Source organism: Streptomyces sp. CLCI03 (genome assembly GCF_053615355.1).
On record NZ_CM132132.1, the window covers coordinates 4620324 to 4640716 of the forward strand.

Sequence of the window (20393 nt, forward strand, 5' to 3'; positions counted from 1 at the left end):
CCGATCACCCCCGGCCCAGCAGGACCGTTCCCGACGAGCAGAACCAGCCGCCCGTGCCCGAGGCCAGGGCGACCTCCGGGAGGCGGCCGCCGGGTTTGGTGACCTGGCCGGCCCCCGCCTCGCCGCGGAGTTGGCGGACCGCCTCGACCAGGAGGAACAGGCCGCGCATGCCGGGGTGGCAGGCCGAGAGGCCGCCCCCGTCGGTGTTGACCGGGAGTTCCCCGTCGCGCAGCAGGCGCCCCTTCTCCACGAAGGCCCCGCCCTCGCCCTTCGCGCAGAAGCCGAGGTCCTCCAGGGTCACCAGGGTCATGTAGGTGAAGGCGTCATAGATCTCCGCGAGGTCCACGTCCGCCGGGGTGAGGCCGGCGCGTTCGAACGCGGTGCGGCCCGAGACGGCGGCCGGGGACACGGTGAAGTCCTCCCACTCCGACATGGTGGTGTGGGAGACGGACGTGCCCGTTCCCAGGATCCAGACGGGAGCCTTGGCGGTGTCCGGTACGTAGTCCTCCGCCGCCAGGAGCACCGCGCAGCCGCCGTCCGAACGGATGCAGCAGTGCAGTTTGGTGAAGGGGTCGGCGATCATGTCGCCGCCGAGGACGTCCTCGACCGTGATCGGGTCGCGGAACATGGCGTCCGGGTTCGTTGCCGCGTTCGCGCGGGCCTGTACGGCCACGGAGGCGAGCTGCTCCAGTGTCGTCCCGTACTCGTGCATGTGGCGGCGGGCGGCCATGGCGTACTTGGAGATCAGCGTGTGGCCGTACGGGACCTCGAACTGCAGAGGTCCGCGCGCTCCGAAGGAGAGGTTGGACGTGCGGCGCCGCGCCTTGATGTCCGCGCGGGCCGTGGAGCCGTAGACCAGGAGCACGGCATCGGCGTGCCCGGCGGCGATGGCGTCGGCCGCGTGGGCGGCCATGACCTCCCAGGTGGAGCCGCCGACCGAGGTGGAGTCGACCCAGGTGGGGCGCAGGCCCAGGTACTCGGCCACCTCGACCGGTGCGAGTGTGCCGAGGCCGGCCGAGGCGAAGCCGTCGATGACGGAGCGGTCCAGGCCGGAGTCGGCCAGGGCGCGGCGGGCCGCCTGCGCGTGCAGGGCGTAGGGGGTGGGGCCGTCGACCCGGCCGCAGTCCGAGAGGGCGACGCCGACGACAGCGACCCGCCGGCGGGGCCGGGTCGCGGGTCGGCTCGCCACTCCGGTCGCCGCTCCGGGCGTGGGTCCGGACAGGGGACCGGCTGTGGGTCCAGATATGGGTCCAGATGTGGGTCCAGATGTGGGTCCAGGCATGAGGGGACGGTATATCTGACGAAGTGTCAGACGCTAGACCCCGCCCTGCAATCCACCCTCTCCGCCCCCTGTGCATCTGTCTCCGCCGGGCCTAACATGACGCCCCGTCAGATACGGGGAGGAGCCCGACGATGGATGCCGCCTTCACCGCGGAGCAGGACGAGATACGCCGTACCCTGCGCGAGATCCTGGGCAAACGCTGCGGCCCCGACGAGGTCAAGGCCGCCGTCCGCACCGCCGCCGGACACGACCGCGAGCTCTGGCAGCAGCTCGCCCGGCAGCTCGGGCTGCCGGGCATCGCCGTCGCCGAGGAGTACGGCGGTGTCGGCTGCTCGCCCGCCGACCTGGTCCTGGCCTGCGAGGAGACCGGGCGGGCGCTGCTGCCCTCGCCGCTGCTGGCCACCGCCGCCCTGTGCGTGCCCCTGATCACCGCCCTCGGCGGCGACGCCCAGCGCTCCGCGCTGCTCCCGCCGCTGGCGACGGGCGGGCTGACCGCCGCCCTCGCCGTCAGCGGCCCGGCGCTGGCCACCGCCCTCGCGCTGACCGGCGAGGACCCCTCCGGGCAGTGGTCCGGTGGCGGCCGCGCGGGCGGCGTCCAGGCCCGGGCCGTCACCGCCGACGCCGCCGGGCACGGTGGCGGCTGGCGGTTGTACGGGGAGGCCGCCCAGGTGCTCGACGGGCACAGCGCCGGGCTGTTGCTCGTCGCCGCGCACACCGGCGGTTTCGCGCGCAGCCGCACACTGCTGTTCCTCGTACGGGAGGACGCGCCGGGGCTCGTACGGTCCCGGCAGGCCGTCCTGGACGAGACCCGTCCGCAGGCCAGGATCGAACTGCGGGACGTCCCGGCGGATTTGCTCGGCGACGAAGGGGCGGACGTGCTCGGCGCGCTCGCCGCGACCGGGCGTACCGCCGCGGCCGTGCTGGCCGCCGAGGCGGTCGGGGCGGCAGGTCAGGCGTTGGACCGCACGGTGGAGTACGTACGTCAGCGCGAGCAGTTCGGCCGGGCGATCGGCTCCTTCCAGGCGGTCAAGCACCGCCTCGCCGACCTGTACGTGCGGGTGCAGGCGGCCCGCTCGGCGGTCTACTACGCCGCCTGGGACCCGGACCAGGGAGGCCTCGCGCTCGCGCAGGCCCTGGAGACCCTACGGGTGACCGCGGGCGAGGCGATCCAGCTGCACGGCGGGATCGGCTTCACCTGGGAGCACGACGCGCACCTCTACTTCAAGCGGGCGGCGGCCGACGAGTTGCTGTTCGGCCCGGTCCACCGGCTGCGGGCGCACGCCGCCGACCGGGCGGGCCTGTTCGCGGCTCCGGTCGGGGCCCCGGCGGCATCTCCCGCCACGCCCCCGCCCGCGCCGACGCCCGCCTCCACGTCCCCGCGCACGTCCCCACCCCCGCCCCCGCCCGCACAGGAGAAGGTGGCCGTCTGATGGCTCCCGGCGTCAAGCTGATGCAGAAGGTCTCCTCGACCCTGCTCTTCGCCAAGATCGCACCGCACTTCATCCCCGCCATGGACAAGGCGGTGCACAAGCTGACCCGCGGCAAGGTCATCCTCAGCGCCCAGATGCTGCCGGGCGTGATCCTCACCGCCAAGGGTGCCAAGACCGGTGAGCCGCGCACGACCCCGCTCGCCTGCATGCCGGAGGAGGGCGGGACGACGTGGATCCTGATCGGCTCCAACTTCGGCCGGCCCGGGCACCCGGCATGGACCGGGAACCTGCTCAAGAACCCGGACGCGGACGTGAGTTGGCAAGGCCGGGACATCCCCGTCCGGGCCCGGCTGTTGGCGGGTGAGGAACGCGCGGAGGCGTGGCAGGCGGTGCTGAGGTTCTGGCCGCCGTACGCGACGTACCAGGCGCGCATCGAGCGCGAGATCCGGTTGTTCCGCCTGGAGCGTCGCTGATCGCAGGCGATCGGGCGTGGTCGGCGGGCCCCTGGAGGGCGTCCGGGGGCCGCCGCTACTTCGTGGGCTTCTTGCCCGTGATGCCGAGGTGGACGAGCAGCGCCAGGTTCGGCTTGAGCTCGGCCTGCTTGACGCCCCAGGTCTGGAAGCCCTTCTGGTGCGAGGCGACCGCGGCCAGCATCGCGACCAGGGAGCCGGCCATCGCCGCGGGGCTGATGTCCTTGTCGACCTTGCCCTTGGCCTGGAGCTCCTTCATCGATTCGGTGAGGGAGTTGGTGACCGAGTTCAGGATCTTCATGCGGATCTTGTAGAAGCGCTTGTCGCCCTCGGCCGCGCCGAGGTCGACGACCCGCAGGATCGCGTCGTTGCGGCGCCAGAACTCCAGGAAACCCTCGACGAGTTCCTCGGCGGCGGCCCAACCTGACTTGCCGACCCAGGTCCGGCCCTCGACGAGCGACGTCAACTGCGCGCCCTCGGTGGCCATTTGTTCGGCGATCTCCAGGACGGCGCCCTCGACGTCCGGGAAGTACTGGTAGAAGGTCGCGGGGGAGGTACCGGCCTTGCGGGCGACGTCGATCACTTTGACGTCGCGGTACGGCGAGGAGCTGAGCATCTCGCTGAGGCAGTCGAGCAGCTTCTGCCGCGTCGCCTGGCCGCGCCGGCCGGCGACACGCCCGTCGACGGTGCGTACTTGTCCTGTCATGCCGTCAGCTTACCGAGGGGTGATCGGCGCGCTATTCGGCCGCCTGCAAATGGGGTTACGGGGTCCCTGGCCTGGGCGGAAGGCGGTCCCGGGCGACCGTGGGGGCATATTTCGGACGCGCGTCAGGCCCCGCGCGCCCCTGCCGGGCCCGGGTCCGGGCCCCGGTCAGGGGCCCGGGCGTGTCGCCCGGTTCCGCGAGGTTTCCCCCGAATAGTCTTATCAACAGGCTGTGGACAAGTATTCGGGCGGATCATGGCTGAGAGGGTTGGGAGGGTACACACCCCCGCACAACGGAAGGAAACGGGCCCATGGCCGCATTCGTCGAAGGCGCACCCTGCTGGGTGGACGCCTCGCTTCCGGACGTCGAGGCGGGCAAGCGCTTCTACGGTGAGCTCTTCGGGTGGACCTTCGCCGAAGGCGCGGGCGCCGAGTACGGCCACTACACCCAGGCCTACAGCCGCGGCCGCAACGTCGCCGCCCTCGCCCCCAAGCCCGACGGCCGCATGCCCACCGTCTGGGGGATCTACCTCTACACCACCGACGCCTACGCCTGCGCCCAGCGCATCCGCGCCGCCGGCGGCCAGATGGTGATGGACCCGATGCCGGTCGGCCCGTACGGCACCGCGGCCATGGCCGCCGACCCCGGCGGCGCCGTCTTCGGCCTGTGGCAACCGGGCACCCACCACGGCTTCGACGCCCAGCAGGAGCCGTACACGTACTGCTGGAGCGAGGTCTACACGCGGGCCCGCGACGCCGTCGACGCCTTCTACGCCAAGGTCTTCGGCTACGTCCCGCAGGACCAGGACGACGCCGGCGTCGAGTACCGCATCTGGTCCCCGCCCGGGAGCGCGCCCGGCACGGACACCGCCGTCCTCGGCCGCAGCCTGATCACCGACGCCTTCCCCGAGGCCATGCCCGCGCACTTCCTCGCCTACTTCGCCGTGCCGGACTGCGATCAGTCGGTCATCACCGTGCAGCGGCTCGGCGGGCGGGTCACCGCCGACCCCTTCGACACCCCCTACGGGCGGATCGCGGTCGTCGCCGACAACCAAGGGGCGGTCTTCGGCCTGCTCTCGGAACCCCGCACGAAGCCGGACGCGTGACGGACGCCCCGTGACCGACCCGGGCCCGTGACCGACCCGGGCCCGGTGCCGACCGGGCTTCCTGCCGACCGAGCTCCCGTCGGCCGGGCCGCGTGGCCCGGATCGCCCCGGTTCCGGAAAGATCGACGAGCAGATCACACCGCCCTGCTCGACGTGCCGGGGCCGGACCCGGTCCGGGCCTGACAGAATCGGGGTTGCTCGACCCGGGCGGCGCCCGGAGTGAGACGCTGCACGGGGCAGGGCCCCGTGCCGGTGGAAGCGGGCCCGCTGAGTGGCCCGTACGGGGAGGTGTGGAGGCGAGTGGTGGAGCAGCTGACGCAGCACGACCCGAGACGGATCGGCCCCTTCGAGGTGCTGGGACGGCTCGGCGCCGGCGGCATGGGGCTGGTCTATCTCGCGCGGTCCGCGTCCGGACGGCGGGTCGCGATCAAGACGGTGCGCACCGAGCTCGCCGAGGACCAGCTCTTCCGCGTCCGCTTCACACGCGAGGTGGAGGCGGCCCGCGCCGTGTCGGGCTTCTACACCGCGGCCGTGGTCGACGCCGACCCGCGTGCCGCCGTGCCGTGGCTGGCGACCGCGTACGTCCCGGCGCCCTCCCTGGAGGAGATCGTCAACGAGTGCGGGCCCATGCCCGCCCAGGCCGTACGGTGGCTCGCCGCCGGCATCGCCGAGGCCCTGCAGTCCATCCACGGCGCCGGCCTGGTCCACCGCGACCTGAAGCCGTCCAACGTGCTCGTCGTCGAGGACGGCCCGCGCGTGATCGACTTCGGTATCGCGAGCGGGGTCTCCAACACCCGTCTGACCATGACGAACGTCGCCGTCGGCACCCCGGCCTACATGTCGCCCGAGCAGGCCAAGGACTCGCGCAGCGTCAAGGGCGCGTCGGACGTCTTCTCGCTCGGCTCCACCCTCGTCTTCGCCGCCACCGGACACCCGCCGTACCACGGGGCGAACCCGGTGGAGACGGTCTTCATGCTGCTGCGCGAGGGGCCCAACCTGGAGGGGTTGCCCGCCGAACTGCGGCCGCTGATCGAGTCCTGCATGCAGATGGACGCCACGCTCCGGCCCACCCCGGCCGACCTGCAGGCGCAGCTCGCCCCGCACCTCTTCGACGGCGGTGACGACAGCGGCACCGCCTCCGCGTGGCTGCCCGCCCGGGCCGTCGCGATGATCGAGGCCCGGCGCGCGGGGCACCGCACCCCGCCCACGCCCCTTCCCGCGGTGCCGGCGCCCGGACCGGCCTCCGGGGGCCGCGGGGCGGCCTCCGAGGCCGTCACGCACCGCCGGCCGCGCGGCGCCGACTCGTGGGTGGACCCGCGTACCGGTCAGGCCGTCCCGCAGCGCCCGCACCACCCGCCGATGTCCCCGGTGCCCTCGGGCGAGCCGGTGCGCCTGGGCGGCTCGCCCGTGCCGATCGGGCCCGGCCCGCGCGCGAGCGTCGCGGCCCCGGCCGCGCACGCCTCGTCCGCCGCCGCGGACTCGGCGACCGGCTGGATCCGCCCGCCCGGCGGATCGGTGGCCACCCCCTCGGCGGTGCAGCCCGTACCGAGCCCCGCCCCGTCCCCGGACAGCGGCCGCTGGCGGCCGTGGCGCTTCCGCATGTCCAACGAGGTGTGGGGCACCCCGACCGTCGCCGGGAACCTGCTGTACGTGACCTCCTTCGAGGTCCACGCGCTGGACGTGGCGAGCGGCCGCCGCCAGTTCAAGACCCGCGACGTCGCCTGGTCCATGGCGGTCACCGACGGCCGGATCCACGCCTCCGACGGCCCCTCCCTCTTCGCGCTCGACGCCGGCGACGGCTCCGAGCGGTGGCGGCTGTCCACCGACGCCTGGGTGTACGCGCTGCGCGCCGAACGCGGCACGGTCGTCACCGCCACGCGCGGCGGCGGCGTACAGGGCCGGGAGGCCTCCAACGGCCACAAGCTGTGGGAGCTGACCGGAGCGCAGAGCGACTTCGAGACCCCGGAGGCGGCCCCCGTCCTCCACGACGGCACGGTGTACGTGTGGCAGGACGCCCGACTGCGCGCCCTGGACGCCCGTACCGGCCGTGAGTCCTGGTCCTACCCGATCGGCGACGCGGCCTCCTGCGGGAACGTGCCCGTCCGGGTCACGCCGGCCCCCGACGGCAACGTGTACGTCGCGGCCGGCACCCGGGTCATCTCGGTGGACCGGGCCTCGGGCCGGGTCCGCTGGCACTTCGAGGCCCCCGCGGTCTTCCTGGCGCCCCCGGCGTTCGCGCCGGGCGCGGCCGTCACGGGCGGCGGGGTCTACCTCGTCGACTACCTGGGCACGGTCTACGCCCTCGACGCGGCGACCGGCCAGGACCGCTGGCGGATCGCGACGGAGGGCCGCCAGTCCGCGGACCCGGTGGTGGTCGCCAACGGCAACGTCCACCTGGGCGCGGGCAGCGCGCTGTACACGCTCGACGCGGTCACCGGCACCCCGAAGTGGCGGTTCGCGGCGGGCGGCGAGATCACCGGCCTGCCGGCGGTCGCGGACGGCCGGGTGCACTTCGGTTCGGCCGACCACTGCCTGTACACGTTGGACGCGGCGGGCGGCCAGCTGCGCTGGAAGCTGGCCACGGGCGGAGAGATCACGGGCGCCCCGGTGGCGGACGCGGGCGTGGTCTACGCATGCAGCAAGGACCGCTGCGTGTACGCCCTGGACGCGGCGAAGGGGACGGGCACCCGTACGAGCGGCTGACCTGCCCGGAGGCGGGGCTACGGCCCCGCCGGGTAGCGCACCGCACCGGGAGTGACAGGATGGACCCCATGAGCAACGTCTACTTCGACATCACCATCAACGGCGCCCCCGCCGGCCGCATCGTCTTCAACCTCTTCGACGAGGTCGTCCCGAAGACGGCGCGCAACTTCCGTGAGCTGGCCACCGGCCAGAACGGCTACGGCTACGCCGGCTCGGGCTTCCACCGCGTCATCCCCCAGTTCATGCTGCAGGGCGGTGACTTCACCAACCACAACGGCACCGGTGGCAAGAGCATCTACGGCGAGAAGTTCGAGGACGAGAACTTCCAGCTGAAGCACGACCGCCCGTACCTGCTGTCGATGGCGAACGCCGGCCGCAACACCAACGGCTCGCAGTTCTTCATCACCACGGTCGTCACCTCGTGGCTCGACGGCAAGCACGTCGTCTTCGGCGAGGTCGTCTCGGGCCAGGAGCTCGTGGACCAGATCGAGGCCCTGGGCTCCCAGTCCGGCGCCCCCAAGGGCAAGGTCGAGATCTCGGCCTCCGGCGTCGTCGACGCCGCCTGATCCCCACCCGCCAGCACGGCCGGTCGGCCCCGCCCCCTCCGGGGGGCCGGGGCCGCCGCCATGTCCGGGCGGGCCTTCGGCGAGGTCACAGGTCGTTCGCGGTCCCGCCGATCGCCGGCCCGCAGCCCTCGGGGAGGTGCGCGGCGATCAGGCGGTAGGCCTCCTCCACCGTGTCCGTCACGCCGAGCAGCGTGTCGTCGGACTGCCGGCGTACCCGGTAGCCGCCGCCGGCTTGCGGGAAGGCGGTACCGATGTCCAGGGTCCACGGGAACTCGGTGCAACGGCTGAGGTACAGCACGCCGTGGCTGACGGCGGGGAACAGCTCGCGCAGCGTCGGATGGACGTACGCGGCCCGCGGCACGGCCGGATCGACCCGGTCCGGCCCGTGGTCGAGGACGGTCCGCCAGGCGGTCGCCACGATCTCCGCCGCGGTCGGGCGGACGAGGTCCGCGACGCAGGCGTCGAAGGTTGCGGCGGCTTCGCCGACGGAGGCTCCCGCGCCGGCGGTGAGGGTGAGGTCGGCCGTGGACGGGTGGGCTGCGGAAGCGCCCACGGTCAGGGCCCACGCGAAGGTCGCGGGCGGCCCGGTGACGGCGGGCGGCGGCGGCACGGACAGTTGAAGCTCGGTGCCCTCGGTGCGGACGCCCTCGGCCGCCAGCGCCCGTGCCATGTCCCGCACCAGAGGAACGGCGGCGGCCTCCAGTGATCCTCCCGGCAGCGGGAAGACCCGGTCGAGGGCGAGTGCACCGAGCCCGCGCAGGGTGGTGGCGCGCAGCCGGACGGCGCGGGCACTGTACGCGCCGTGACGGTGCAGGACGTAGACGGCTGTCAGCGCGGCCCCGACCGCTTCGAGCAGGAGGTCCTCGGCGGGCAGCGGCCCGCGGGTCCATGCCTCCCGCCGAGCTGTGACGCGTACGGGCATCCGCCCCCGCGCGAGCGAGGTCAGACCCTCGGCCACGCTCTCGCCGAGCAGCCGGGCGCCGCCGTGGTCCACGCTGAACAGACGGCCGAGCTCATCGACGGCGAGCGGGGCGTCGGCGTCGGTCCGCCCGAAGGGGAACAGCAGAACACCGAGTTCCGCGCCGAGGTGGTGGAAGCAGCCCACGCTGTACGCGGCCTCGCGCGGGTCCACGACCGCCCCGGTCGGCGCGACGTCCAGCCCGGGGCCCGAGGGCCGGACCAGCAGGCCGTGATAGGCGCGCAACGCCTCCCGGGCGGCCGGAAACACTTCCCGACCCGTCCCTCCGACACGCGGATCCACCACCGCGCGGGCCTCGAGGATCGCCCGCATGGCAGGGCCGGCGGCGTCCCTCCCGGGAAACCAGCCGGCGGCGGTCAGGACGTCGACGTCACTCGTCGTGGAGGACATCGATACCGAGCCGGTCGAGGAGCGCGGAACACGAGCGGCAGACGACGGACTCGGTCCCGTGCTCGGGATCCCTTTGGGGGCGGATCTTGCGCGCGACGATGACGGCCCCGGTGAAATGGGGCAGGGCCTCGTCGAGCGTGGTGACACGGCCGTCGCCGCTCGGATTCCGTGTGCTCGTTCGCTCAGGCGATCTGTGGTGACGGCCGAGCCACTCTCCGCGACCACCGGGCCTAGGCGGGCGTCGTCGGGGGGAGGGGGCGGGTGCGGGGGGTGGGGCGGCCGGACATGACCGCCGCCCCCAGGAGGATCAGCGCGCCCGCGCCGAGGGCGTTGGCGAGGCCGTCACCGAGGCCCCGGCCGTCGCCGCCCACCGAGAGGCTGCCCACGGCCTGGCCCTGGCGGACCATCCACAGGATCGTGAAGCCGAGGACGACCAGCCCCGCCAGTGCCATCAGCAGCCGCGAGCGGAGCAGCACCGCGCACAGGGTGAGGACCGCGGCGAAGAGGTACGGGAGCAGGATCGAGGTCATCAGGGTGGGCGTGTGGCCGGTGATCCCGGCGGGGGTGAAGAGCTCCTGGATGCCGTAGTCGCGCCCGTGACGGCCGTCGTACCAGGCACGGAAGGGGCTCCGGACGGCGGCCGCCGCTCCGATCAGACCCATCAGGGAGCCGAGTACGTTGCGGAGCATGCCCGGCCTTCCGGGAGAGGGATCTCGTTGCCGACGCTACCTCCGGGCCCCGCGGCCCGCACCCGGGACGGTTCCGGCGGGGAATGGTCCTTATGTTTTGCTTACGTGGCGTGCTTCGGCTGGTAGCGTGACGCCGTTTGTCCAACGGGGAGGGGTTCGGGCCATGATGGCTGGACGTCGTATCAGGTTCACCGCGGTGCTGGTGGGCGTCGTGCTCGCGCTGACCGGGTTCTCGTCGCACGGCGGGAGCAGCGGCAGCGGGAGCAGCGGCAAGAGCAAGAGCAAGAATGGCAGCGGTGGTGGGTGCTCCAGCTCCAAGAGCAGGAACAAGAGCCACGGCGGCGGCAACAGCACGGCCACGGCCACCGCGGCGCCCTCCGCTCGTGCGAGCGGTGCCCCGGCCACGGCCGTCGTGGTCACCTGCGTCGGTGCCACCCCGCCGGTCACCACGGTCCGGATCACCTCGAACGTGGACCACAGGGCGACCTTCGCGGTGAACCTGTACCGGGAGGGTGCGAACGGCGCCACCGTCGAGTCGACCGTCGTCGAGGAGACCCTCGGCGCCCGCGAGAGCCGCGTGGTGAGCGTTCCGCTCGCGGAGGTCGCGCGGGCCGGCGAGGTCACCGCGTGCCGGCTCGACCGGCCCGTCGAATCGTCCGACAGCGGGACGCCGGGCCCGGCCCGGACCACCACCTCGGGCGGCTCCAGGCCCACGCCCGCGCCCGGTGCCACGTCCGCCCCGAAGAAGCCGGGCCCGAAGTCCACGCGCAAGCCCTGAGGCCTGACGTCAGCGCAGCCTGAACTCCGTGCCCGGCCGCCGGGAGCCGAACAGCTCCGCCTGCCGCTCCGGCGGCAGGTTCCCCAGCGCGATCAGCGCCGGGGCCTGGGCGAGGGCCTGCTGGAGGGCGGCCTGCTTCGCCGACCACAGGGCCCGTACGGTGCCCTGCACGGCCTCCGTCGGGAAGTCGGCCAGGGTCTCGGCCGCCCGCAGGGCCGCCGGGAGCAGCCCGTCCGGCCCGGCCAGCTCCGAGACCAGGCCGATCTCGTACGCCCTTCGTGCGGAGAGCCGTTCGGCCGTGCCCATCAGGGACATCCGGGCGGCCTCGCCGAAGGGCATGCGCTGCGCCATGTACACGGCCTCGTACGCGCTGACCATCCCGTAGGTGGTGTGCGGGTCGAAGAAGGTGGCCGTCTCGGAGGCGATGAGGAACTCCGACTCGCCCAGCAGGTAGAAGGCTCCGCCGCAGGCCATGCCGTTGACGGCGGCGATCACCGGCTTCCACAGGTCGCAGGACTTCGGGCCGATCGCGATCAGAGGGTCGTCGGCGGAGTAGGGCGAGGCGGGTTGCGGCACGTCGACGCCGCGGTCGATGCCCGTGCAGAACGCGGCTGCTCCGGCGCCGGTCAGCACGATCGCCCGTACCTCCTCGGCGAACCGGAACTCCCGCCACACCGCGCTCAGTTCGGCGGCCGTCTCCAGGTCGACGGCGTTGTGCCGGTCGACCCGGTCCAGCGTGACGACGGCGACCCCGGTCGCCTTGTCCCGTTCCACCCGCACGGTCATGACTTCTCTAGGACCCAGCGGGGCACGGCCATGCCGCCCGTCTCGGTGAAGACCACGTGCACCCGGACGCCGATCCGCAGCCGGGCCGGGTCCACCGAGTCGAGCGGGGCGTCGGCCGAGGTCACCAGGTTCCCGGCGAGCCGGATGTGCGGGGCGTCGGCGAGCTCCACGAGGATCACGTTGTACGGGGCCTGCGCGGCGTAGGCGGGCAGCAGCGGCGGGTGCGGGCGTACGTAGGACCAGATGCGGCCGCGGCCGCTCATGCGGCGCCACTCGCTGTCGAAGGACCGGCAGTGCGGGCAGCAGGGGCGGGGCGGGAAGCGCAGGCGGCCGCAGGCGGCGCATGCCTGGACGCGGAGCTCACCCCGGGCGGCGTACTCCCAGAAGGGGGCGCCGTCCTCGTCGGGGACGGGCAGGAGCAGCGCGTCCGCGGACGCGGCTTCGGACGCGGCGGCTTCGGGTGCGGTGGTCATCGGTCGGTCAGCTCCTCAGCAGGATCGCGGACGTCGGGACGCCTTCGCCCGCCGTCACCAGGCAGGTCGCGGCGTCCGGAACCTGGGCGGTGGAGACGCCGCGCAGCTGCTTGACGCCCTCGTTGATCAGGTTGAAGCCGTGCACGTACGCCTCGGACAGGCCGCCGCCCCCGGTGTTGATGGGGAGCCGGCCGCCCATCTCCAGGGCGCCGCCCTCGGTGAACGCGGCGCCCTCGCCGCGGCCGCAGAAGCCGTAGCCCTCCAGGGAGAGCGGGATCAGCGGGGTGAAGGCGTCGTAGATCTGGGCGACGTCCACGTCCTGGGGCCCGAAGTCGGCCTGCTTCCACAGGTGGCGGGCGGCGGTCCAGGCGGGGCCGGACAGGGGGTCGTCGTTCCAGTAGTTGACCATGCCGTGGTGCTGGGCGGGCAGGCCCTGGGCGACGGAGTGGACGTAGACGGGCTTCTGCCGGCAGTCGCGGGCGCGCTCGGCGGAGACGATCACGCAGGCCAGTGCCCCGTCGGTCTCCAGGCAGTTGTCGAAGAGGCAGAGCGGGTCACTGATCATGCGGGAGGTCATGTACATCTCGCGGGTCAGCGGGCGTTCGTACATCATCGCGGCCGGGTTGGCGTTGGCCCGGTTGCGGCAGGCCATGGCGACGTTGAAGAGGTGGTCGCGGGTGGCGCCGTACTCGTGCATGTAGCGGCGGGCGAGCATGCCGATCTCGTCGGCGGGCCGCAGCAGTCCGAAGGGTCTGGTCCACTGCCCGGGGGTGGGCAGTTGGACGGCGGTGTTCTTCCAGGGGCGGGGGCCGGAGCCGCGCTTGCGGGAGCGCCAGGCGACGCCGACGGTGGCCTGGCCGGTGGCGACGGCGGAGGCGAGGTGGCCGACGGTGGCGCAGGAACCGCCGCCGCCGTAGCCGATCTTGGAGAAGAAGGTGACGTCGCCGGCGCCGATGGCCTTGGCGACCTCGACCTCGTCGGTCTCCTCCATCGTGTAGGAGGCGAAGGCGTCGACCTCGCCGGGGTCGATACCGGCATCGGCGAGGGCCGCCAGGATGGCTCGGCAGGCCAGTTCCTTCTCGGACTGCGGCAGCCGTTTGGCAAAGGCGGTCTGCCCGATGCCGACTATCGCCGTCGCGTCCTTGAGCGTTGCCGCCATCGCCACCTCCGGGGTGCGCCAGTACTGACAGCCGCGAAGGCTACAGCTAATCTGACGGATAGTCAGCTACTGGGTCCGCGGGAAGGTGGCACGCAATGGGCGACGACGGGCGCGACGACCGGCACGAGGACGTAGGCGAGGACCCGCGCGGGGATCTGCGCTGGGGCAGCATCGCGCAGCTCGTGCGGGCGGCAGCGGCACGGTACGCCGACCGCGAGGCCGTCGTCGACGGGCGCACCCGGATCAGTTACACGCAGCTCGGCGAACGCGTCGAGCGAGCCGCCGCCGCCTGCCTCGCCGCCGGGATCGAACCCGGCGACCGGGTCGCCGTCTGGGCCCCCAACACCCTGGAATGGATCGTCTCCGCCCTCGGCGCCGTCTCGGCCGGCGCGGTGCTCGTCCCCCTCAACACCCGCTTCAAGGGCGCGGAGGCCGCGTACGTCCTGGAGCGCAGCCGGGCCCGGCTGCTCTTCGTCACCGGCACCTTCCTCGGCACCTCCTACGTCGCCTCCCTGCGCCGCGCCGCGGCCGAAGGCCCGGGCGGCGGCCCGCTGCCGGGACTGCCGAACCTGGAACAGGTCGTCGTCCTCGCCGACGACGCCCCCGACTCCTTCCGCACCTGGAAGGACTTCCTGGCGGGCGGGGACGGCGTACCGGCCGCGGCGGTCCGCGAACGCGCCGAGGCCATCCGCCCCGAGTCCCCCTCCGACATCATCTTCACCTCCGGCACCACCGGCAGCCCCAAGGGCGCGGTCATCACCCACGCCCAGTCCCTGCGCTGCTACGACGTGTGGTGCGAGCTCGCCGGACTGCGCGAGGGCGACCGCTACCTGATCGTGAACCCCTTCTTCCACACCTTCGGCTACAAGGCGGGGATCATCGCCTGCCTGATGCGCGGGGCCACGATGGTCCCGCAGTCCGTCTTCAACGTGGACACCGTCCTCGCGAACGTCGCCGCCGAGCGGATCTCCGTACTCCCCGGGCCGCCCACCCTCCACCAGTCGCTCCTCGACCACCCCCAGCGCGGCCACCACGACCTCTCCGCCCTGCGGCTGGTCGTCACCGGCGCGGCCGTCGTCCCGCTGCGGCTCGTCGAACGGCTGCGCGGCGAGCTGCGCATCGCCACCGTCCTCACGGCGTACGGGCTCTCCGAGGCCAGTGGCATCGTCACCATGTGCCGCCGCGACGACCCCGCGGAGACCGTCTCCGCCACCTCCGGCCGGGCCATCCCGGACACCGAGGTGGTGATCCTGGACGCGGACGGGCACCCCCGGCCGACCGGGCAGCCGGGCGAGGTCGCGGTCCGCGGCCACCACGTCATGCGGGGCTATTTCGAGGACCCCGAGGAGACCGCCCGCGCGATCACCCCGGAGGGCTGGCTGCACACCGGCGACGTCGGGTACCTGGACGAGGACGGCAACCTGCGCATCACCGACCGGATCAAGGACATGTTCATCGTCGGCGGGTTCAACGCCTACCCCGCCGAGATCGAGCAACTCCTCGGCCTCCACCCGGACATCGCGGACGTCGCGGTGATCGGCATCCCGGACCCGCGTCTCGGCGAGGTCGGCAAGGCCTACGCGGTCCGCCGCCCCGGCTCCACCCTGACCGCGGACGACCTGATCGCCTGGTCCCGCCGCGAGATGGCCAACTACAAGGTGCCGCGCGCGGTGGAGTTCGTGACGGAACTTCCCCGCAACGCGAGCGGCAAGATCCTCAAGCGCGAACTGCGCGTCCGCTGAGTAGGTTCAGGGGACGAGGCCGCCCAGATCGACGGTCGCGGCGAACGGGACCGCCACCTTGAGCCACTCCCGGTGGATTCCGGTCGGGACGTAGGACCGGGTCACGGTGTCCAGCTCGTAGACGTGGACGGCGGGCCCGGTCGTCTCGTCCTCGACACGCCAGAAGTGGGGGATTCCCGCCTGGGCGTACTTGAAGGGCTTGATGGACCGGTCGCGGTCCACCGACTCCTCGGACACCACTTCGATCACCAGAACCACCTCGTCGGGGAGGTAGCGGGTACGGTCCGGGTCGTAGGGGACGGCCGCAGCCAGGATGTCCGGTTCCGGGCGACTCTTCCGGTCGAGCCGTACGGTCATCTCCCGTTCGACCTCGATGCCTTCAGGTGCCGCCTGCCGCAGGGCGAAGGTCAGGTTCTCCACGAGCCGGGAGTGCCAGGACCGCTGCGGGGACATCATGAAGATCAGCGCTCCGTCGATGAGCTCGGTGTGCCGGGGAGCCTGGGGCAGGTGATCGAGGTCGTCCGCTTCCCAGCCGCTCGGGCGGGGCGGGAGCATCCATTCGGGGAGCTCGGCGGCCATGGTGTCCTCCAGGGGGTGCTCTGATTCAGCCTACTCGGCGGCACCCCCGCGTACCGGGAAACGGCGGCGCGATCACGCTACCGGCGGCGGGCCAGGAGCAGGCGCCAGCGGGGGGTGCCGTCCGGGCGGCGGCCGAAGTGGGTCAGGGGGACCGTCTCCACCGTGAAGCCGGCCGCGCGGAGGTCCTCGCGGACCGGGCCCAGCGGGAAGGTCCGGTAGTACATGACGAACGGGGGACGCCACACCGCGTTGCGGACCCGCATCGCCGCGTCGAAGCCCGTCGTCGCCCACCACACCGGGGAGCCGAGCGGCAGCGGGGCGCCGATCGGGAAGGCGAAGACACCGCCCTCGCGCAGTGCGGCGTGGATCCCGGAGAAGAGCGCGGGCCGCTCCTTCGGGAGGAAGTGGCCGAAGGCGCCGAAGCTGACCGCCAGGTCGTACGTGTCCGCGAGGGCGGCCGGCAGGGCCCGCGCGTCGGCCCGTACGAAGTCCACGCGCCCGGCGTCCGCGCCGTACCGGCGGCCGGCCTCCGCCAGCATGCCCGCGCTGAGGTCGACGCCCGTCACCCGGCCCCGGCACAGCCGGCGCAGCATGTCGATCCCGGCGCCCGTGCCGCAGCACACGTCCAGGCCGGTGTCGAAGCCGCCCGCCACCTGGGCGAGCGTCTCCTCGACCGCGTCGAGCATCCGGTCCGGGGTGCGGAAGGGGGTGTGGTCGAACTTCGGCGCGAGGAGGTCGTAGCCCCGCTCCACCGAGGAGAGGCCCTGCACTGCCAGTTCGCGGACGCTCGGCCCGTGGGAGGAGAACACGCTCCCAGCCTATGCCTCGGGGTCGCGCACACACGTGTACGGCGGCCGCGGTGGCTCCCCCTCCGGGCCACCGCGACCGCCGTTCCCCCGTTGTTCCCCCGTTGTTCCCCGTACTCCCCCGTGGTTCCCCCGTACGTCTTGCGCGTGCTACGGGCGCGGACCGGACGCGTGGTTGTCCAGCGTCCGGATCTCCTCGCCCGCGACCGGCGGCGTGACCGGAGCCGCAGCCGGGTCCTCGGTCTTCTCCAGCGGCTTGATCTCGATGCCCGAGGCGTGGTTGTCCAGGGTCTCGATATCGACGCCCGAGGCGTGGTTGTCGAGCGGCTTGAGGTTCTCGTTCGTCGTCATCGAATCTCCTGATGAATGGGTAGGGCTGGGCCCGTTCGGCGATTCCCCCGATGACCGCCGAACGGGTAGTCCACCAACCGGCCCGGATGCTCCCCCGAGGCGCCGGGTCGATGCACCTATCGTGTCGGACGGCGATAAACGAACGATGAACGCCGCGTTCAACCGGTGTCCCCGCAGCTCAGGCCGCGACCTCCGAGGCCAACAGGGCCTGAACCTCGCCCAGTTCGGCCGATCGCAGCTGCGTGAACACGGCCTCCGCGTCCCGCCAGCAGGCCCGCGCGCGGTCCCGTTGCCCCAGCCGCCGCAGTGCCTTGCCGAGCACCGTCAGGACCGTCGCCCGGCGCCATTCCCCGCCGATCCCGCGCAGTGCGATGGCCTGCTCGGCGTGCGAGGCGGCCAGGGTGGGCCGGCGCGCCGCCAGGTGGGCCTCGGCGAGCCGGAAGTGCGTCACGCCCTCCCACAGCGGTTGGCGGTTCTCGTGGAACAGCGACAGCGCCTCGGCGAGCTGCGCCAGGGCCTCGCCGAGCCGGCCCGCCTGGGTGAGGGCGATGCCGAGCGCGTAGCGGCCGTTGGCCAGGCGCAGGCTCAGGCCCATCCGGTCGTAGATGGCGATGCCCTGCTGGGCCAGGTCTATGGCGCTGGGCAGTCGGCCCAACTCCACGTGGATGCGGGAGAGGTTGCACAGGGCGCTGGCCTCGCCGACGTTGTTGCCGTCGGCGCGGAAGCACTCGATGGCCTGCAGCAGGTAGCGCTCGCCGTCCGCGTGCCGGCCCTCGTAGAGGGCGATGATCCCGCGGTCGTTGGGGGCCCAGCACATGGGCAGCGGGTCGCCGGCCTCGCGCGCGAGCACGGTGGCCCGGGCGGCCTCGTCGTCGGCCTCGGCGAAGCGGCCGGCGACCAGATGGACGTTGGTGAGGGTGGTGCGGGCGCGGCCCTCGGCGTACGGGTCCTTCGCGGCCTGGCCCGCGTCGCGCAGGGCGACGGCGGCGGACTCGTACTGCCGGGAGTTGGCCCCGGACTCGGCGAGGTCCTTCGCCGCCCACAGCAGGTCCACGGCCCGGCGAAGGACCAGCGATTCGCCGCCGCGGACGGCGGCCTGCCGTACGCACGCCAGCAGCGGGTCTGCCTCGGCGTACAGCCAGTCCAGGGCGGCCCGCGGCTCGGCGAAGACCAGCCCGGGGTAGTGGGTGTCGGACAGGTGCGCGGGCAGTCGGTCGCCGGGGCGTTCCAGGGCGTAGACCCCGGACGCGGTGGCCAGGTAGAAGTCGAGCAGCCGGTCCAGGGCCGCCTCGCATCCGCTCGGCGGCTGCTCGTCACGCTCGGCGCAGGCACGCGCGTAGAGGCGTACGAGGTCGTGGAAGCGGTAGCGGCCGGGAGCGGCGGATTCGAGCAGGGAGCAGTCGACTAAGGCCTCCAGGAGGTCCTCGGTGTCGTACTCGGGCAGGTCGAGCACGGCCGCCGCCGCCGAGAGCGAGATGTCGGGGCCGTCGGCGAGGCCGAGGAGGCGGAAGGCGCGCTGCTGGGCGGGCTCCAGCTGGCCGTAGCCGAGCTCGAAGGTGGCCTTGACGGCCAGGTCGCCGGCCTGGAGCTCGTCGAGGCGGCGGCGCTCGTCGGCGAGCTTGGCGGCCAGGACGGAGACGGTCCAGGTGCGGCGGGCGGCGAGCCGGGAGGCGGCGATGCGGATGGCGAGCGGCAGGAAGCCGCAGGCGCCGACGACGTCGAGGGCGGCCTGGCGTTCGGCGCGTACGCGTTCCTCGCCGACGATCCGGGTGAAGAGCTGGAGGGCTTCCTCGGGGCTCATCACGTCGAGGTCGACGAGATGGGCCCCGGCGAGGCCCGCCATGCGGACCCGGCTGGTGACGAGGGCGGCGCAGCCGGCGGTGCCCGGCAGCAGCGGTCGGACCTGGGCGGCGTCGCGCGCGTTGTCGAGGAGGACCAGGACGCGGCGGCCGTCGAGGATGGAGCGGTAGAGCGCGGCCCGGTCGGCGGGGGAGTCGGGGATGGCCGTGTCGGGGGTGCCGAGGGCGCGCAGGAAGGAGCCGAGGACGGCCTCCGGTTCGGCGGGGCGGGCCTCGGTGCCCTGGAGGTCGACGTAGAGCTGGCCGTCGGGGAAGTGCGGGCGGGCGGCGTGGGCCACGTGCACGGCGAGGGTGGTCTTGCCGACGCCGCCGATGCCGGCGAGCGCGGAGACGGCCATCACCTGGTCCAGGGCGCCACCGGACAGGATGGTGCCGAGCTCGTCGACGAAGCTGGCGCGGCCGGTGAAGTCGGGGACGGTCGCAGGCAATTGGGCGGGCCTCACATGAACGGTCGCGGCGGCCGGGGCCGGGTCCTCCGCGCGGGCGAGATCGGCGTCGGCATTGAGGATGCGCTGCTGGAGCGCGGCCAGTTCCGGGCGGGGGTCGACGCCGAGCTCGTCGGCGAGGAGCCGGCGGGTGTCGGCGTAGACGGCGAGGGCCTCGGCCTGCCGGCCGCTGCGGTAGAGGGCGAGCATCAGCAGCTCGCGCAGGCGTTCGCGCAGCGGGTGGGCGGCGGTGAGGGCGGTGAGCTCCGAGACGGCCTCGGCGTGCTGGCCGACCTCCAGGTCGAGGTCGAGGCGGGTCTCCAGCAGTTGCAGGCGCCACTCGGCGAGCCGGATGCGCTCGGTCTCCGCGTGCGGGCCCGGGACGCCGGCGAGGGGCTCGCCCTCCCAGAGGCCGAGGGCGCGGGTCAGGAGCGTACGGGCGAGGGAGCGGTCGCCGGCCGTCCGGGCCGCCTCGGCGTCGGCGGCGAGGCTGCGGGCCACGCCGAGGTCGAGGGTGGCGGTGGAGCGCAGCCGGATCGCGTAGCCGCCGGACTCGGTGACGAGGAGGCCGGGGGCGACGACCTTGCGCAGCCGGGAGGCGTACGTGCGGATGGTGGCGAGGGCCTGCTGCGGCGGGTCCTCGCCCCAGATGGCGTCGATGAGTTCGGGCGCGGTGGCGGTGCGGCCGTCGCGCAGCAGGAGTACGGCGAGCAGGGCGCGCTGCTGGGGGGTGCCGGAGGGCAGGACCTCGGCGCCGCGCCAGGCGCGGACGGGCCCGAGGACGGCGAACCGGGACTCGCCGGGGCCGAGGCTGCCGGCGGGGCCCGGGGCGGTGGCGTCCCTGCCCGCGGTGGATCCGGTGGTGCTGGTGGGTCCGGTGGTGGTGCCTGCGGTGGTGCCGGTGGTTCCGGTGGTGCCTGCGGTGGTGCTCGTGGCGGAGTCGGTCGGGGCGCCGGCCGCGGGTGCGCGGGTCGCGCGTGCGGGGGTCGTCCCCGGGCCGACTTCGGGTACGACGGCAGCCGTACGGGCCTCGGGATGTTTCCGCGGGCTCGGGATGGCCGGTACGCCGTCCATCTGTCGTCCCCCTGCCTTCCGTCGGTGTAAGGGTCAGTCTGCC

At 73.5% G+C, this 20393-nt stretch carries 18 protein-coding genes; 7 read left to right on the forward strand and 11 right to left on the reverse strand.

The window, feature by feature from the left end; translation table 11 throughout:
* Positions 1-4: 4 nt before the first annotated feature.
* Positions 5-1282 carry a thiolase C-terminal domain-containing protein gene (locus tag ACWG52_RS21430; RefSeq protein WP_390168254.1) on the reverse strand — a complete coding sequence of 426 codons (1278 nt, stop codon included), beginning with the start codon at positions 1280-1282 and terminating at the stop codon, positions 5-7.
* A gap of 131 nt (positions 1283-1413) precedes the next feature.
* On the opposite strand from ACWG52_RS21430, the gene ACWG52_RS21435 reads away from it, so the two are divergent.
* A complete protein-coding gene (locus ACWG52_RS21435) occupies positions 1414-2712 on the forward strand; it encodes an acyl-CoA dehydrogenase family protein (RefSeq protein ID WP_390168256.1) in 1299 nt (432 codons plus the stop codon).
* On the forward strand, positions 2712-3185 hold the full coding sequence (locus ACWG52_RS21440) for a nitroreductase family deazaflavin-dependent oxidoreductase (protein WP_390140639.1): 474 nt from the start codon (positions 2712-2714) through the stop codon (positions 3183-3185). The genes ACWG52_RS21435 and ACWG52_RS21440 overlap by 1 nt, the downstream gene beginning before the upstream one ends.
* 55 nt (positions 3186-3240) lie before the next feature.
* Here the strand turns inward: ACWG52_RS21440 and ACWG52_RS21445 are convergent, their stop codons facing one another.
* The gene (locus tag ACWG52_RS21445; RefSeq protein WP_030013555.1) at positions 3241-3888 is read right to left on the reverse strand and encodes a TetR family transcriptional regulator; all 648 of its coding nucleotides are present in this window, start codon (positions 3886-3888) and stop codon (positions 3241-3243) included.
* Positions 3889-4196: 308 nt separating this feature from the next.
* Here ACWG52_RS21445 and ACWG52_RS21450 point away from each other — a divergent pair, with 308 nt between their 5' ends.
* The 3 genes from ACWG52_RS21450 (at position 4197) to ACWG52_RS21460 (ending at position 8260) form a co-directional block, all read left to right on the forward strand.
* A complete protein-coding gene (locus ACWG52_RS21450) occupies positions 4197-4991 on the forward strand; it encodes a VOC family protein (protein ID WP_389816426.1) in 795 nt (264 codons plus the stop codon).
* 300 nt (positions 4992-5291) lie between these two features.
* Entirely contained in the window at positions 5292-7694 is a 2403-nt protein-coding gene (locus tag ACWG52_RS21455; RefSeq protein WP_389816424.1) for an outer membrane protein assembly factor BamB family protein, read from the forward strand.
* A gap of 68 nt (positions 7695-7762) precedes the next feature.
* Positions 7763-8260, forward strand: coding sequence for a peptidylprolyl isomerase (locus tag ACWG52_RS21460; RefSeq protein ID WP_389816421.1), 498 nt, complete (start codon positions 7763-7765; stop codon positions 8258-8260).
* 85 nt (positions 8261-8345) lie between these two features.
* On the opposite strand, the gene ACWG52_RS21465 is transcribed toward ACWG52_RS21460, so the two are convergent.
* The gene (locus tag ACWG52_RS21465) at positions 8346-9629 is read right to left on the reverse strand and encodes a DUF6193 family natural product biosynthesis protein (RefSeq protein WP_390168258.1); all 1284 of its coding nucleotides are present in this window, start codon (positions 9627-9629) and stop codon (positions 8346-8348) included.
* Positions 9630-9859: 230 nt separating this feature from the next.
* The gene (locus tag ACWG52_RS21470; RefSeq protein WP_389816415.1) at positions 9860-10318 is read right to left on the reverse strand and encodes a hypothetical protein; all 459 of its coding nucleotides are present in this window, start codon (positions 10316-10318) and stop codon (positions 9860-9862) included.
* A 163-nt stretch (positions 10319-10481) separates the two neighbouring features.
* Here ACWG52_RS21470 and ACWG52_RS21475 point away from each other — a divergent pair, with 163 nt between their 5' ends.
* Positions 10482-11096: a hypothetical protein gene (locus ACWG52_RS21475; protein WP_453125633.1), complete on the forward strand. Its 615-nt coding sequence runs from the start codon at positions 10482-10484 to the stop codon at positions 11094-11096.
* Between the two features lie 9 nt (positions 11097-11105).
* On the opposite strand, the gene ACWG52_RS21480 is transcribed toward ACWG52_RS21475, so the two are convergent.
* Genes ACWG52_RS21480 through ACWG52_RS21490 form a run of 3 tightly spaced genes read right to left on the reverse strand, consistent with a single transcriptional unit; the run spans position 11106 to position 13514 of the window.
* On the reverse strand, positions 11106-11882 hold the full coding sequence (locus tag ACWG52_RS21480; protein ID WP_453125634.1) for an enoyl-CoA hydratase/isomerase family protein: 777 nt from the start codon (positions 11880-11882) through the stop codon (positions 11106-11108).
* On the reverse strand, positions 11879-12355 hold the full coding sequence (locus tag ACWG52_RS21485) for a Zn-ribbon domain-containing OB-fold protein (protein ID WP_453125635.1): 477 nt from the start codon (positions 12353-12355) through the stop codon (positions 11879-11881). Before ACWG52_RS21485 ends, ACWG52_RS21480 begins: the two co-directional genes overlap by 4 nt.
* Positions 12356-12362: 7 nt before the next feature.
* On the reverse strand, positions 12363-13514 hold the full coding sequence (locus ACWG52_RS21490; RefSeq protein ID WP_375937205.1) for a lipid-transfer protein: 1152 nt from the start codon (positions 13512-13514) through the stop codon (positions 12363-12365).
* Positions 13515-13609: 95 nt separating this feature from the next.
* Here ACWG52_RS21490 and ACWG52_RS21495 point away from each other — a divergent pair, with 95 nt between their 5' ends.
* Complete coding sequence (locus ACWG52_RS21495) at positions 13610-15256, forward strand: FadD3 family acyl-CoA ligase (protein WP_390140651.1); 1647 nt, start codon at positions 13610-13612, stop codon at positions 15254-15256.
* Positions 15257-15262: 6 nt separating this feature from the next.
* Here ACWG52_RS21495 and ACWG52_RS21500 read toward each other — a convergent pair whose 3' ends face one another.
* From ACWG52_RS21500 to ACWG52_RS21515, 4 genes are all read right to left on the reverse strand, one after another.
* Positions 15263-15835 carry a Uma2 family endonuclease gene (locus ACWG52_RS21500; RefSeq protein ID WP_389816402.1) on the reverse strand — a complete coding sequence of 191 codons (573 nt, stop codon included), beginning with the start codon at positions 15833-15835 and terminating at the stop codon, positions 15263-15265.
* A gap of 77 nt (positions 15836-15912) precedes the next feature.
* The gene (locus ACWG52_RS21505) at positions 15913-16644 is read right to left on the reverse strand and encodes a class I SAM-dependent methyltransferase (RefSeq protein WP_390168266.1); all 732 of its coding nucleotides are present in this window, start codon (positions 16642-16644) and stop codon (positions 15913-15915) included.
* A 147-nt stretch (positions 16645-16791) separates the two neighbouring features.
* Complete coding sequence (locus ACWG52_RS21510) at positions 16792-16992, reverse strand: hypothetical protein (RefSeq protein ID WP_375937217.1); 201 nt, start codon at positions 16990-16992, stop codon at positions 16792-16794.
* A 178-nt stretch (positions 16993-17170) separates the two neighbouring features.
* Positions 17171-20350 (reverse strand): BTAD domain-containing putative transcriptional regulator, encoded by a 3180-nt coding sequence (locus ACWG52_RS21515; RefSeq protein ID WP_453125639.1) that lies wholly within the window; start codon positions 20348-20350, stop codon positions 17171-17173.
* Positions 20351-20393 lie beyond the last annotated feature (43 nt).